12 protein-coding genes are annotated in these 13177 nt (G+C 69.5%); 9 read left to right on the forward strand and 3 right to left on the reverse strand.

Going from position 1 to position 13177, the window contains the following annotated elements; translation table 11 throughout:
* Positions 1–3: 3 nt before the first annotated feature.
* Positions 4–1206 (reverse strand): lytic transglycosylase domain-containing protein, encoded by a 1203-nt coding sequence (locus tag NP80_RS19660; protein ID WP_045594072.1) that lies wholly within the window; start codon positions 1204–1206, stop codon positions 4–6.
* 272 nt (positions 1207–1478) lie between these two features.
* Entirely contained in the window at positions 1479–2639 is a 1161-nt protein-coding gene (locus tag NP80_RS19665) for a porin (protein WP_006405030.1), read from the reverse strand.
* Positions 2640–2748: 109 nt separating this feature from the next.
* On the opposite strand from NP80_RS19665, the gene NP80_RS31280 reads away from it, so the two are divergent.
* The 6 genes from NP80_RS31280 (at position 2749) to NP80_RS19690 (ending at position 8941) form a co-directional block, all read left to right on the forward strand.
* Positions 2749–3210, forward strand: a complete 462-nt coding sequence (locus NP80_RS31280; protein ID WP_157160122.1) for a hypothetical protein — start codon at positions 2749–2751, stop codon at positions 3208–3210.
* A 66-nt stretch (positions 3211–3276) separates the two neighbouring features.
* Entirely contained in the window at positions 3277–3786 is a 510-nt protein-coding gene (locus NP80_RS19670) for a sigma-70 family RNA polymerase sigma factor (RefSeq protein WP_006410524.1), read from the forward strand.
* 2 nt (positions 3787–3788) lie between these two features.
* On the forward strand, positions 3789–4775 hold the full coding sequence (locus tag NP80_RS19675; protein ID WP_006405028.1) for a FecR domain-containing protein: 987 nt from the start codon (positions 3789–3791) through the stop codon (positions 4773–4775).
* A 52-nt stretch (positions 4776–4827) separates the two neighbouring features.
* Positions 4828–7410, forward strand: a complete 2583-nt coding sequence (locus NP80_RS19680; RefSeq protein ID WP_006410525.1) for a TonB-dependent siderophore receptor — start codon at positions 4828–4830, stop codon at positions 7408–7410.
* A 50-nt stretch (positions 7411–7460) separates the two neighbouring features.
* Positions 7461–8222 carry a hypothetical protein gene (locus tag NP80_RS19685; protein WP_045594344.1) on the forward strand — a complete coding sequence of 254 codons (762 nt, stop codon included), beginning with the start codon at positions 7461–7463 and terminating at the stop codon, positions 8220–8222.
* 125 nt (positions 8223–8347) lie between these two features.
* Positions 8348–8941, forward strand: a complete 594-nt coding sequence (locus tag NP80_RS19690) for a flavin reductase family protein (protein ID WP_006412028.1) — start codon at positions 8348–8350, stop codon at positions 8939–8941.
* A gap of 64 nt (positions 8942–9005) precedes the next feature.
* Here NP80_RS19690 and NP80_RS19695 read toward each other — a convergent pair whose 3' ends face one another.
* Positions 9006–9899, reverse strand: coding sequence for a LysR family transcriptional regulator (locus NP80_RS19695; protein WP_006412029.1), 894 nt, complete (start codon positions 9897–9899; stop codon positions 9006–9008).
* 98 nt (positions 9900–9997) lie between these two features.
* Here NP80_RS19695 and NP80_RS19700 point away from each other — a divergent pair, with 98 nt between their 5' ends.
* The 3 genes from NP80_RS19700 to NP80_RS19710 are packed head-to-tail and all read left to right on the forward strand — an operon-like array spanning position 9998 to position 13009.
* Positions 9998–11296, forward strand: a complete 1299-nt coding sequence (locus tag NP80_RS19700) for a CitMHS family transporter (RefSeq protein WP_006402179.1) — start codon at positions 9998–10000, stop codon at positions 11294–11296.
* Between the two features lie 43 nt (positions 11297–11339).
* Positions 11340–12701: an acyclic terpene utilization AtuA family protein gene (locus tag NP80_RS19705; protein ID WP_035948409.1), complete on the forward strand. Its 1362-nt coding sequence runs from the start codon at positions 11340–11342 to the stop codon at positions 12699–12701.
* Positions 12698–13009 carry an AtuA-related protein gene (locus tag NP80_RS19710; RefSeq protein ID WP_006405020.1) on the forward strand — a complete coding sequence of 104 codons (312 nt, stop codon included), beginning with the start codon at positions 12698–12700 and terminating at the stop codon, positions 13007–13009. Before NP80_RS19705 ends, NP80_RS19710 begins: the two co-directional genes overlap by 4 nt.
* The last annotated feature ends 168 nt before the right edge of the window (positions 13010–13177 follow it).

A 13177-nucleotide genomic window follows, 5' to 3' on the forward strand; every position in this document is an offset into this window, starting at 1 on the left:
GCATCATTGCGAGATGTACCAGAGCGCGTCGGCGCTCGCGCGCGAGCGCGGGCTCGGCGCAGCCGGCTGCTGCGGTGCCGCGGCCGCCGGCGTTGCGTTCGAGGTCACGGCGCTCGGCGTCGTCGCTGCCGCCGCCGTATTGGCGGCTGGCCCCGACGGGGAGCCGGTATTCAGATACCACAGCGCGTCGGTCGACGCGGCTCGCTTCGCGGGCGTCGCGTTGGCTGCCGGCTTCGAAGCCGGGGCAGGCGCCTGGCCGGCGGCGACCGTCGCGGCGGCCGGCCGCGGCGTGCCGCCGGTGCCCGCCTGCGCGGCGGCGGCAGTCGCGCCCGTCGCGCCGCGCTGCGCGCGCGCCTCGAACGGCCCCAGCTGAAAGATCAACGTTTGCGCGGGACGCGTGAGAACGGCATACGGAAACTGCAGCTCCCACGACATCAGCACGCGACCCGACGACGTTTCGGTGAAGATCGCGGGCACGTGCTTCATGTCGCTGAACTGCACGTAGATCCGCGCGCCGTCGTCGAACACCTGCGTCGGTTTCGCCTGGTCGGCGCCCGTGACGGTCCAGCCGAAGTTGTACGTGCCGGCCGGTCCGGCGGGGCCGCCCGCCGACGGCGGCGGCGCGGCGGGCGCGGCGGCGGCGGCGCGCGGCCGGGCGGCGGCCGGGGCGGTCAGGCTCGCGAACGGGTTGTACGGCTGTTGCGGCGGCGTGAACGAAGGCGGAAGGATGGGCATCGGAGTATCCGGAGAATCCGGCATCGTGCGGATCGCATCAAAGACCTTGCGCGCATACGCGAGGCGCTTGTCGGGCGACGCGGCGTTGTACGCGCCGATCGCGTTCCAGTTGGGGCCGAGCTGGCGGATGTTCTGCGACAGGATCCATGCGCCGACATAGGCGTTCGTGCACGGATCGAACAGGCTCTGCTGCGTGATGCCTTCGCGCGCGAGCGTCGGCAGCCACGAGCTGTTGATCTGCATCAGCCCGATGTCGATCGTGCCGTTCGCGTTGGTGTTGACCGCGTTCGGATTCATCCCCGATTCGACCTGCGCGATGCCGCGCAGCAGGCTGACGCTCACGTGCTGGAACGCGGCCGCGTCGTCGAGGCAGTCCGCATGCGCGAGCCCGTGCAGCGCGAGCGACATCGCGGCGGTCGCGGCGAATTTCAGCGTGGCGCGGCTGATCGAACGGACGGTCTGACACGGCATGGCAGGTTGGGGCGGCAAGCGACCGCCCGATGCAAGGAAATCACGCAGACGCGAAGTGTGCCATAGCGCACTCACCCATGGCTCGCGTCGAACCTTCCTTTGCATTTCGCGCGTGGTCGTTTCCGGCCGGCGCGCCGCGCCGTCCCGCGCCGGCCCCGCCCGCGGTTGGCGCGCCGCAAACGACGACGGCGGCCGAAGCCGCCGTGTCGATCGATCGCCGGACCGGTGCCGCGGCCCGCCGCGCAGACGCAGCGGGCGCGGCGCGGCGCCGCTCAGAAGCGGTGACGCAGACCGAGGTTGACGATCGTCTGCGAGCTGGTGCCCGCATAGCCGTACGAGCCGATCGAGGCCTGCGCCGCCATCGTGCCGCCGCTGCCGTCGCCGGTCCGGCCGCTCGCGTGCTGGTATGCGGCGGTCAGATACACGTCGGTGCGCTTCGACAGCGTGTAGTCGGCGCCGGCCGACACCTGGTGATAGGTCGCCGACGTGTCGCCGCCCGAGCGCGTGTAGCTGTAGCCGACGCCGACCAGCAGCGCGTTCGTCGCCTGGTAGTTCACGAAGCCCTGCCCGGTGTTGTAGTGCTCGTTCGAGCCGAACACCGAGCTGCCATCGCGGCGGTATTGCGCGTTGCTGTAGCCGAGGCCGAACGTGAACGGCCCCGCGACGTACTGACCGGCGACGCGCGCGATGCCGATCGAATGCGCGCTCGCGTAGCCGCTGTTGATCGGGCCGTCGAACGTGCCGTCCGACGAGCTCGTCCAGCCGTCGCGCAGCCCGTTCGACGCGGGGCTGTTGTTCGCGTGGAAGTAGCCGCCGGCGACGCTGAACGGCCCGTTGCTGTACGACACGGCCGCCGAGTACGACTGCGCGGAACCCGTGCTGCCGGCGATGCCGCCGAACGAGTACATCGCAGAGAACTGCAGGCCGCCGAGCACGGGCGACGTGTACTTGACCGCGTTGTCGACGCGGAAGCTGTTGTCGTAGTTGTCGACGTCGCCCGGCGTCGCGAAGACGCTGCCGAAATAGTTGTCGGCGGTGATGCCCTGGACGAGATCGATCAGCGGGTCGTACTGACGGCCGAGCGTGATCGTGCCGTAGCGATCGCTGGACAGCCCGACGAACGCCTGGCGGCCGAACATGCGGTTGCCCTGGCCGAGGCGGCCGCTGCTCGGATCGAAGCCGTTTTCCAACTGGAACAGCGCCTTCAGCCCGCCGCCGAGATCCTCGGCGCCCTTGATCCCCCAGCGGCTGCCCGCGAGGTTGCCGGCGCTGCTGTTGCCGAGCAGCCAGGCGCTGTCCTTGCCTTGCGCGTGGTTGACGTACGTAATCGACGTATCGATTACGCCGTACAGCGTGACGCTCGTCTGCGCGTGCGCAAGCGGCGCGGCCGCGAGCGACGCAAGCGAAATCAGCGAGAGGGCCGTGCGTTTCATTTCATCTCCTACAAGTGGATTGGTATGGGCGAATCGGAATGGCAGGAGACTACCGATGCATGCGTAAACGACAAAAATGAAATTCTCTTTTGTGGCCTGAAGCAGACAGATGCGTGCTGCGCAAGGGTCTATTGAGAGATCTGAATTATTGACGATCGCGTATCAATCGCCACTGAATCCGTTATATCAATATTCGAAATTTGCGCGCCGCGTGACAATTTTCGGCGATTTTCATTACGCGCCCAGCGTGTGGGCGATTGTCGTGGATTCGTCAATTGATTCTTTAATGAATCGAATGGTTTTAACGGGCGCGATTATGTTATTTGCGCGCGCAACCATTGTGGTGTGCGGTGGTGTGCGGCTGCCGCGACGATGCGATCGTGCATCGCGCGCGCGTCGATTGCAGATGCGTGTCGTCATCGCGCATGTCGCTCTCCGAAAGCGATGCGTAATCGAGGTTGCGGATCGTCACGTCGCACGTGCGACCACGATTCCGGTTGCTATCTCGATAAGCGTCTCCCCGTGCAGCACCGGCGGCGCACGCATGGCGCCGCCCGCGGCGGTCGGGTAGTCGGTTTTGTATATAATAATCATTCTCATTTACAGAAACGCTCCCGACCGCCTCCGGAATCCGGCCATGTCTGCTGACAAGCTGTCCCTCCATCGCGAAATCGACGCGCTGTATGCCGGCCATCATGCATGGCTGCGCGGCTGGCTGAGCCGCAAGCTCGGCTGCGCGCACCGCGCGGCCGATCTCGCGCACGACACGTTCATGCGTCTGCTCGCGCGCGACGAGCCGATCGGCGCCGAGGCGCCGCGCGCGTTCCTGACGACGGTCGCGCAGCGCGTGCTGTACAACCACTGGCGACGCGAGCAGCTCGAACGCGCGTATCTCGACGCGCTCGCGCAGCGCGCGGACGTGTATGCGCCGTCGCCGGAAGAGCGGGCGGTCGTGCTCGACACGCTGCTCGAGATCGATCGTCTCCTCGACGGTCTGCCGGCCGCCGCGAAGCGCGCGTTCCTGCTCGCCCAGCTCGACGGGCTCACGCAGGCGGAGATCGCGCGCGAACTCGGCGTGTCGCTCGCGACGGTGAAGCGCTATCTGGTCAAGGCCGGCGCGCAGTGCTTCTTCGCGATGGCGGCATGACGATGGCCGCGTCCGGCCGGCCGGCGATCGCGCCGGACGTCGCGCGTCGTGCCGTCGAGTGGTGGGTCGACCTGCATGCGGGCGGCGACACGCGTGCGAGCGCGGCCGCGCTCGCACGCTGGCGCGCCGAAGATCCGGCACACGACGCCGCGTGGCGTCATCTCGAAGCGATGCAGCAGCGTCTGGGCCGGCTCGCGGCCGGCGTCGACGCGCAGGCGGCGCGCGCCGCGCTGTCGCCGCCGCGGTCGCGTCGTCGCCGTGCGGCCGTCAAGGCGCTCGCAGCACTGCTGTTCGCGGGCGGACTCGCCGCGTTCGGCGATCCCGCGCGACGCTGGGCGATCGTCACCGCCGACCTGCGCACGGCGGTCGGCGAACGCCGCACGGTGACGCTCGCCGATCGCACGGTCGTCGTGCTCGACACCGACACCGCGCTCGACGTGCGCTTCGATGCGAGCGCGCGCCGGCTGCAGCTGCTGCGCGGCGCGATCATGGTGACGAGCGGCCACGACGATCGCGTGCCCGCGCGTGCGCTCGTCGTCGCGACGGCCGATGGCGATGTACGGCCGCTCGGCACACGCTTCTCGGTGCGCGCTCGCGACGGCGCGACGCGCGTCGACGTGTTCGCGGGCGCGGTGCGCGTGCAGCCGACGCACGCGGCGGCCGACGCGCGCACGATTGCGGCCGGCAGCGGCACGCGCTTCACGCGCGACGCGGTCGACGCGCCGGCGCCGCTCGCGCCGTATGCCGCCGCGTGGACCGACGGGATGCTGGTCGCCTCGCGGATGCGGCTCGCCGATCTCGTCGCGGAGCTCGACCGCTACCGGCGCGGCACGCTGCGCTGTGATGCGGCCGTCGCGGACCTGCGCGTGTCGGGCAGCTATCCGCTCGACGATCCGGCGCGCGTGCTCGACACGCTGAAGGCGACGCTGCCGATCGACGTCCGCTACGTGACGCGCTACTGGGCGACCGTCGTGCCGGCCCGTTCGTGACCGCGCGAAAAATTTCGGGCCGACGTGAGCCATTTCGCGGTCGTCGCGTGACATGGGAAATGAAAGCCGCACCGGCCCATCGTTTACCGACTTCTCGATCATGGTTTCCATCCGTCTCATGCCGCGGCGCCGTCCGGCGTCCGCCCGCCACACGCGGCGCACGATCGTGCCCGCCGTGCCTAACCGCGTCGCGCACCGGCTTGCCGGCGCCGTCCTGCTGTCCGCGCTGCTGCCGTTGCCCGCGCTCGCCGATGCCGACACCGACGCGGCCGCCGCCGCGCCGCGCACGTCGCGCCGTGCATTCGACGTGCCGGCCGGGCCGCTCGAAGCGACGCTGAACCGGTTCGGCCGCGACGCCGGCCTGCTGATCGCGTTCCCGCCCGAGCTGACCGCCGGCCTGACGAGCGGCGGCGTGCACGGCCGCTTCGACGTCGACGATGCGCTCGCGCGCGTCCTCGCGGGCACCGGCCTCGTCGCGCTGCGTCAGCCGGGCGGCGGCTATACGTTGATGCGCGCGAACGGCGCGAACGGCATGAGCGGTGCCGCCGTGCCGGCGCCGTCGGCCGATACGGCGGCCGAACTGCCGACGATCGCGGTGCGCAGCAGCGCGCTGCGCGCGCAAAGCTACCGGCCGCCGAAGGAGGCGGGCGTGCTGCGCTCCGACATCCCGGTGCTCGATACCGCGCAGGCCGTCAACGTCGTGCCTGCGCAGGTGCTGCGCGACCAGCGTCCGCGCAACCTCGACGACGCGCTCGGCAACGTCAGCGGCATCACGCAGGGCAACACGCTCGCGGGCACGCAGGACACGATCATGAAGCGCGGCTTCGGCGACAACCGCGACGGCTCGGTCATGCACAACGGCATGCCGATCGTGCAGGGGCGCTCGTTCAACGCCGCCGTCGACAGCGTCGAGGTGCTGAAAGGGCCGACCTCGCTGCTGTACGGGCTGATGGACCCGGGCGGCGTCGTCAACGTCGTCGGCAAGCAGCCGCAGCTCACGCGCTACAACGCGATTTCGCTGGGCGCGTCGACCTTCGGGCACGGCAAGAACGGCGGCAGCGCGACGTTCGATTCGACCGGGCCGATCGGCGATTCGCGGCTCGCGTACCGGTTGATCGTCGACCAGTCGAACGAGCAGTACTGGCGCAATTTCGGCGAATACCGGCAGACCTTCGTCGCGCCGTCGCTCGCGTGGTACGGCCGCGACACGCAGGTCGTGGTGTCGTACGAGTACCGCAAGTTCCACTCGCCGTTCGATCGCGGCACGGCGCTCGATCCGCGCACCAACGCGCCGCTCGACATTCCCGCGCGGCGGCGCATCGACGAACCGTTCAACAACATGGACGGCGAATCGCACCTCGCCCAGCTGAGCGTCGATCACCAGTTCAACGGGGACTGGAGCGCGCATCTCGGCTACAGCTACAACCGCGAGACCTATGACGCGAACCAGCTGCGCACGACTGGCGTCGATCCGGTGACAGGCACGCTGTCGCGCAGCAACGACGCGACGCACGGCTCGCTGAGCACCGACAGCTACGGGATCGGCTACGTGAACGGCAAGCTGACGCTCGCGGGGATGCGGCACGACGTGCAGGTCGGCTTCGACACCGAGTACCGCCGCATCTATCGCAAGGACATGCTGCGGCAGGCGGTGAAGACGCCGTTCAGCTACGTCGATCCCGTGTACGGGCTGTTGCCGCCGTCGAGCACGGTGTCCGCGAGCGACAGCGACCAGACCGACACGCTGCATGCCGCATCGGCGTTCATGCAGGACGCGATCCATCTGACCGACAAGTGGATCGTCTCGGGCGGCGTGCGCTATATCACGTACAACCAGATCGCCGGCCGCGGCCGGCCGTTTCATGCGAACACCGATCTGAGCGGGTCGCGCTGGTTGCCGCGCGCCGGCATCGTCTACAAGTGGACCGACACGTTCTCGCTCTATGCGAGCTATTCGCAGTCGCTGAAACCGTCGTCGTCGATCGCGCCGCTCGCGTCCGGCTACGTGATCGACGGCGCGACGCCGCCCGAGCGCGCGACCGCGTGGGAAGTCGGCGGCAAGCTCGATCTGCCGGGCGGGCTGAGCGGCACGCTCGCGCTGTTCGACATCGACAAGAAGAACGTGCTCGTCTCGCAGTTCAACGACGCGACGAAGCTGACGGACTGGCGCACGTCGGGCAAGGCGCGCTCGCGCGGCGTCGAGCTCGACGTGTCGGGCCGCATCGGCGAACGCGTGAACGTGATCGCGAGCTACGCGTACATCGACGCGAAGACGATCGAGGATCCGCTGTACGCGGGCAACCGGCTGTGGAACGTCGCCCGTCACACCGCGTCGCTCGCGGCCGTGTACGACGTGGGCACGCTCGCGGGCGGCGACGACCTGCGCATCGGCGCGGCCGCACGCTATGTCGGCGCACGGCCCGGCGATTCGGCGAACAGTTTCACGCTGCCGTCGTACGTGCTCGCCGACGCGTTCGCGACCTACGACACGCGGCTCGGCAAGCAGAAGCTGTCGTTCCAGCTGAACGTGAAGAACCTGTTCAACCGCACGTACTACCCGTCGAGCGCGAACCGCTACTTCGTCGCGATCGGCGACGCGCGGCAGGTGTCGCTGCTGACCACGCTGCAATTCTGATCATGCAACCGGCGCGCGCACCGTCGCGCGCCACGCCGGAGTCGATCCCGATGAAACCGAATACGAACCTGCGCGCACCGCGCCGTCTTGTCGAGCATGCGCGGCGTCGCGCGCTGCGCGTGCTCGCGGCCGCGCTGCTTGCGCTGCAGGCGGGCGCGATGAACGTCGCGCATGCGGCCGACGCGCCGCCGGCCGTCGCGCGCGTCGCGCTGCTCGTGCAGTTGCGCGGCCCGAACCTGAAGACCGACGAGCGCATCGCGCGTCATCTGGAAACGCGCGGCTACGCGGTACGCATGCTCGACGAGTCGGCCACGCCCGATGCCGCGCGCGATGCCGACCTCGTCGTGATCTCGTCGACCGTGTCGTCGAAGCACGTGCAGCCGGGCTGGCGCACGTTCGACAAGCCGCTCGTCACCTGGGAGAACGACGTGCTCGACGATCTCGCGATGACGGGCAAGCGGCACGATACGGACTTCGGCGAGACCGGCAACGAGCGCTATCTATGGATCGTCAACGCGCCGCATCCGATCGCGGCGGGGCTGCCGGCGGGCGTGACGGACGTCTACGGCCGGCAGGCGCCGATGAGCTGGGGCAAGCCGGGGCTCGGCGCGATCACGATCGCGACCGTCTACGGGCAGCCCGACAAGGCCGCGATTTTCGCGTACGAGAAGGGCGCGACGATGGACTACGAAGCGCTCGCGCCTGCGCGCCGCGTCATGCTGTTCCTCGACAACGACACGTTTGCGAACCTGTCGCCGGCCGGCGTCGCGCTGTTCGATGCCGCGCTCGACTGGGCGGCCGGGCGGCGCTGACGCGCGTGTACGGCGGCGGGCCGCCGCCGCTCGCGACGCGGGGCCGCGGTCGCGCCTGCCTCGCGCCGCCCGCATCCGGATGCGAGAATGCGCACCTTTGCCGCCTCGTTTTCGAAGGAACCCGTATGGACAGTCACATCGCCCCGGTTGCGCCGAATCACGCCTACCGGCTGCTCAACCACGGCCCGACCGTGCTCGTCTCCGCGCGGCACGACGGCGTCGACAACGTGATGGCCGCCGCATGGGCGTGCGCGCTCGATTTCCAGCCGCCGAAGCTGACGGTCGTGCTCGACAAGGCGACGAAGACGCGCGCGCTCGTCGAGGCGAGCGGACGCTTCGCGATCCAGATTCCGACCGCCGCGCAGTTGCAGCTCACGCACGCGGTCGGCAGCCGCAGTCTCGCCGAGCATCCCGACAAGCTGCGCGAGGCGGGCGTCACGCTGTTCGACGTCGACGGCCACGATCTGCCGTTCGTCGCCGGCTGCTCGGGCTGGCTCGCATGCCGGCTGATTCCGGAGCCGCACAACCAGCAGGCGTACGACCTGTTCGTCGGCGAGGTGGTCGGCGCATGGTCGGACACACGTGTGTTCCGCGACGGCCGCTGGTATTTCGAAATGGCCGACCCCGCGCTGCGCAGCCTGCACTACATCGCGGGCGGGAAGTTCTATGCGATCGGCGAAGCGCTGAACGCCGATACGGGCGAGGCCGACGCAGCGTAATCGCCCGCGGCACGCGCGAGGTCGGCTCGCACGCCGGCCGCGCGCATCGCCCGCCACGCGCGGCTCAGGTGCGCCGCCAGTGCGCGAGCATCGTGTCGACGAACGCCTGCGCGACGCGCGGTAGCGTGCGCCCGCGCTTGCACACGAGCGCGACGGGCCGCACGAACGCCGGATCGTCGATCGGCTTCGCGACGAGATCCGGCTCCGCGCGCACCTCGCGCGCGGTCGCGGGCAGGATCGTCACGCCGAGCCCGCCGCGCACCATCGCGACGGCCGTCATCATGTAGGTCGGCTCGCACGCGAGCTGGGGCATGCAGCCGGCCGCGTCGAGCGCCGCATCGACGACGCTGCGCACGCTCGTGCCGCGCGCGGTCAGCACGAGCGGCACGCGCGCGAGATCGGCGATCGTCACGCGCCGCTTGCGCGCGAGCGGATGATCGCGCGGACAGATCGCGACGAGGCGATCGGCACCCGTGTAGAGCACGTCGAGCGACGCATCGAACGCGTCGCCGCCGGTGAACCCGAGATCAGCTTCCTCGTTGCGCACGAGCGCGGTCACGAGGCTCGCGACGCCGTCGCGAATCTCGAACGCCGCGCGCGGCACGTCGCGCCGAAACGTCTGGATCAATTCGGGGAGCACGCTCGACGCGAACGTCGGCAGGCATGCGAGCCGCACCGTGCCGCTCGCGCCTTCGCCGAGCGCGCGCGCATCGCGCAGCACGCGCTCCATGTCGTCGAGCGAGCGCTGCAGCAGCGGCAGCAGCTCGCGGCCCGTCTGCGTCAGCGCCACGCTGCGGCTGTTGCGGTCGAACAGCCGCGCGCCGACGATTTCCTCGAGCCGCCGGATCTGCACGGTCAGCGCAGGCTGCGACAGATGCAGCCGCGCGGCCGCGCGCGTAAAGTTGCCGGCCTGCGCGACGGTGACGAACGCGCGAATGTCGCGAAGATTCAGATCCATAACGGGTCGTGATTGCTGCGATCAAATCATTTCAATTGTGCTATCGCTGCGCGGACCTTACGCTCGTCTCCAACAAAAGACAAGACAGGAGACAACCGATGCTGCCGTTACTCGGGCTCGGCACGATCGTCGTGCTGCTCGCCGCGATTCTGTCCCGCCGCATGTCGCCGCTCGTGGCGCTGATCGTCGTGCCGATCGTCGCGTCGCTGCTCGGCGGATTCGGGCTGCAGACCAGCAAGTTCGTACTCGACGGGCTGAAGGGCCTCGCGCCCGTGGTCGGCATGTTCGTGTTCGCGATCCTCTATTTCGGGACGATCACCGATGCGGGCACGCTCGATCCGATCATCGACCGCATCCTGCGGGCGGTCGGCACGCGGCCGACGCGGATCGTGACGGGCACGACGCTGCTCGCGCTGCTGATCCATCTCGACGGCTCGGGCGCCGTGTGCTTTCTCGTGACGATCCCGGCCGTGCTGCCGCTGTACGACCGGCTCGGCATCGACCGCCGCGTGCTGGCGGCGGCCGTGTCGATGGCGGCCGGCATCAATTTCCTGCCGTGGACGGGGCCGATGATCCGCGCATCGGCGTCGCTGCATCTGCCCGTGTCGACGCTGTTCAATCCGCTGATTCCGGTACAGGCGGTGGGCCTCGTGTTCGTGTTCGGCGTCGCCTACTGGCTCGGACGGCGCGAGGAGAAGCGGCTCGGCCTATCGCGGCACGATCCGGCGATCGCGCTGCCGACGCGCGAGCTGACGGCCGACGAACGTGCGCTGCGCCGGCCGCACCTGTTCTGGTTCAACATCGTGCTGACGCTCGTCGTGCTCGGCACGATGGTCGCGATGGGCGAGAAGGTGCCGCCCGCGATCGTGTTCATGGTCGGGCTCTGCATCGCGCTGACCGTCAACTATCCCGATGTCGCGATGCAGCGCAAGCGGATCGACGCGCATGCGCGCGCGGCGCTGATGATGGCCGCGATCCTGCTCGCGGCGGGCGTGTTCACCGGGATCATGCAGGGCAGCGGGATGCTGAAGGCGATGGCGCAGGCCGCGGTCGGCTTCGTGCCGGCCTCGATGGCCGCGCACATTCCGGTCGTGCTCGGCATCGTGTCGATGCCGCTCAGCATGCTGTTCGATCCCGACTCGTTCTATTTCGGCGTGCTGCCGGTGATCGCCGAGGTCGCCGGCCAGCTCGGCGTGCCGGCCGTGAAGGTCGGGCAGGCCGCGCTGCTCGGCCAGATGACGACCGGTTTTCCGGTCAGTCCGCTCACGCCCGCGACGTTTCTCGTCGTCGGCCTGTGCGGCATCGAACTGGCCGAGCATCAGAAGTTCACGTTTCCGCTGCTGTTCGGCGCATCGATCGTGATGACGATCGCATGCGTCGTGCTCGGCGTGTTTTGATTCGATCCTCCGGATCGCCAACCTGCCGCACGACGGTGCAGAGATGACAGCAATCCCACACGAACGGCGCGTGCGCATCGGCGCGGGCGCCGGCTATTCCGGCGATCGCATCGAGCCCGCGGTCGAACTGGCCGAGCACGGGCAGCTCGACTATCTCGTCTTCGAATGCCTGGCCGAGCGCACGATCGCAATCGCGCAGCAGGCGAAGCGCCGCGATCCGGCGCACGGCTACGACCCGCTGCTCGACGCGCGGATGCGCGCGGTGCTGCCGGCCGCCGTGCCGAGAGGCGTGCGGATCGTGTCGAACATGGGTGCCGCGAACCCGCACGCGGCCGCGCGCCGCACCGCGCAGATCGCACGCGCGCTCGGCTTCGCGCAGCTGAAGGTCGCGGCGGTCGAAGGCGACGACGTGCTCGACGTCGTGCTGCGCGGCGCGTTCCGCTTCGAGGAATCGGGCGACGAGGTCGCCGCGTATCGCGAGCGGATCGTCGCCGCCAACGCGTATCTCGGCGCGGCGCCGATCGTCGCGGCGCTCGACGCGGGTGCCGACGTCGTGCTGACCGGGCGCGTCGCCGATCCGTCGCTGTTCGCGGCGCCGCTGATCCATGCGTTCGGCTGGCGCATGGACGACTGGGACACGCTCGGCCAGGCCACGGTCGTCGGCCATCTGCTCGAATGCGCGGGGCAGATCACGGGCGGCTACTTCGCCGATCCCGGCTACAAGGACGTACCGAATCTCGCGCGGCTCGGGTTTCCGATCGGCGAGGTCGAGGCCGACGGCGCGGTCACGATCACGAAGGTCGCGCATGCGGGCGGTCGCGTGAGCGCGGCGACCTGCAAGGAGCAGCTGCTGTACGAGATCCACGATCCGGGGCGCTATCTGCAGCCGGACGTCGTCGCGGACTTCACGCAGGTGAGCGTCGTCGAGGCGGCGCGCGATCGTGTGCGCGTGACGGGCGGGCGCGGCGCCGCGCGGCCCGACACGCTGAAGGCGTCGGTCGCGTACGTCGACGGCTTCATCGGCGAAGGGCAGATCTCGTACGGCGGCCCGGGCGCGCTCGAGCGCGCGCGGCTGGCGCTCGAAATCGTCCGCGAACGGCTCGCGCTGACCGGCGTCGCGGCGAGCGAGCTGCGCTTCGATCTGATCGGCGTCGATTCGCTGTACGGCGACGTACGAACGGGTGCAAGCGGCGAGCCGGCCGAAGTGCGCGTGCGCGTCGCGGGCCGCGCCGACACGGCGGAAGAGGCGGCGCGGATCGGCAACGAGGTCGAAACGCTGTACACGAACGGGCCGGCCGGCGGCGGCGGCGCGTTCAAGTCGACGCGCGAGGTGGTCGCCGTGCAATCGGTGCTGTTGCCGCGCGACGCGGTGACGCCGTTGTTTTCGTTCGTGGAGGCATCATGAAACTGCGGGAACTCGCGCATGCGCGCACGGGCGACAAGGGCAATACGTTGAACGTGTCGGTGATCTGCCACGATCCGCGGCACTACGCCCATCTGCGCACGCATCTGAGCGCGGACGTCGTGAAGGCGTGGCTTGCCGGCATCGTGCGCGGCGACGTCGTGCGCTACGAGCTGCCGGCGCTCGCGGCGTTCAACTTCGTGCTGCGCGATGCGCTGGGCGGGGGCGTCACGCGCTCGCTCGCGCTCGATGCGCATGGCAAGTCGGTCAGCTCGGCGCTGCTCGCGCTCGAGGTGCCCGATCCGGTGTGAGGCGCTGATGCGCGGCGCGCGGCCCGCCGTCGACAAAGCCTTCGGCGCTCTCCGCCGGCGACACGATGAGGCCCCGAATTACGGCCACGCACCTTGCCCCGTGTCGCCGATTTGATCCAGATCAGTTTTTTCGCACTCAAACCGCGCGCAACGACGCGGGCTTGAGGT

It is taken from the genome of Burkholderia multivorans ATCC BAA-247, from assembly GCF_000959525.1.
In the GTDB taxonomy this organism is placed as follows: domain Bacteria; phylum Pseudomonadota; class Gammaproteobacteria; order Burkholderiales; family Burkholderiaceae; genus Burkholderia; species Burkholderia multivorans.

What these genes read in the sequence shown, in the direction of transcription:
- NP80_RS19660 (WP_045594072.1), bottom strand. Translation starts at nt 1,206, where the DNA reads ATGCCGTGTCAGACCGTCCGTTCGATCAGCCGCGCCACGCTGAAATTC.
- NP80_RS19665 (WP_006405030.1), bottom strand. Translation starts at nt 2,639, where the DNA reads ATGAAACGCACGGCCCTCTCGCTGATTTCGCTTGCGTCGCTCGCGGCC.
- NP80_RS31280 (WP_157160122.1), top strand. Translation starts at nt 2,749, where the DNA reads ATGCGTGCTGCGCAAGGGTCTATTGAGAGATCTGAATTATTGACGATC.
- NP80_RS19670 (WP_006410524.1), top strand. Translation starts at nt 3,277, where the DNA reads ATGTCTGCTGACAAGCTGTCCCTCCATCGCGAAATCGACGCGCTGTAT.
- NP80_RS19675 (WP_006405028.1), top strand. Translation starts at nt 3,789, where the DNA reads ATGGCCGCGTCCGGCCGGCCGGCGATCGCGCCGGACGTCGCGCGTCGT.
- NP80_RS19680 (WP_006410525.1), top strand. Translation starts at nt 4,828, where the DNA reads ATGGGAAATGAAAGCCGCACCGGCCCATCGTTTACCGACTTCTCGATC.
- NP80_RS19685 (WP_045594344.1), top strand. Translation starts at nt 7,461, where the DNA reads ATGAAACCGAATACGAACCTGCGCGCACCGCGCCGTCTTGTCGAGCAT.
- NP80_RS19690 (WP_006412028.1), top strand. Translation starts at nt 8,348, where the DNA reads ATGGACAGTCACATCGCCCCGGTTGCGCCGAATCACGCCTACCGGCTG.
- NP80_RS19695 (WP_006412029.1), bottom strand. Translation starts at nt 9,899, where the DNA reads ATGGATCTGAATCTTCGCGACATTCGCGCGTTCGTCACCGTCGCGCAG.
- NP80_RS19700 (WP_006402179.1), top strand. Translation starts at nt 9,998, where the DNA reads ATGCTGCCGTTACTCGGGCTCGGCACGATCGTCGTGCTGCTCGCCGCG.
- NP80_RS19705 (WP_035948409.1), top strand. Translation starts at nt 11,340, where the DNA reads ATGACAGCAATCCCACACGAACGGCGCGTGCGCATCGGCGCGGGCGCC.
- NP80_RS19710 (WP_006405020.1), top strand. Translation starts at nt 12,698, where the DNA reads ATGAAACTGCGGGAACTCGCGCATGCGCGCACGGGCGACAAGGGCAAT.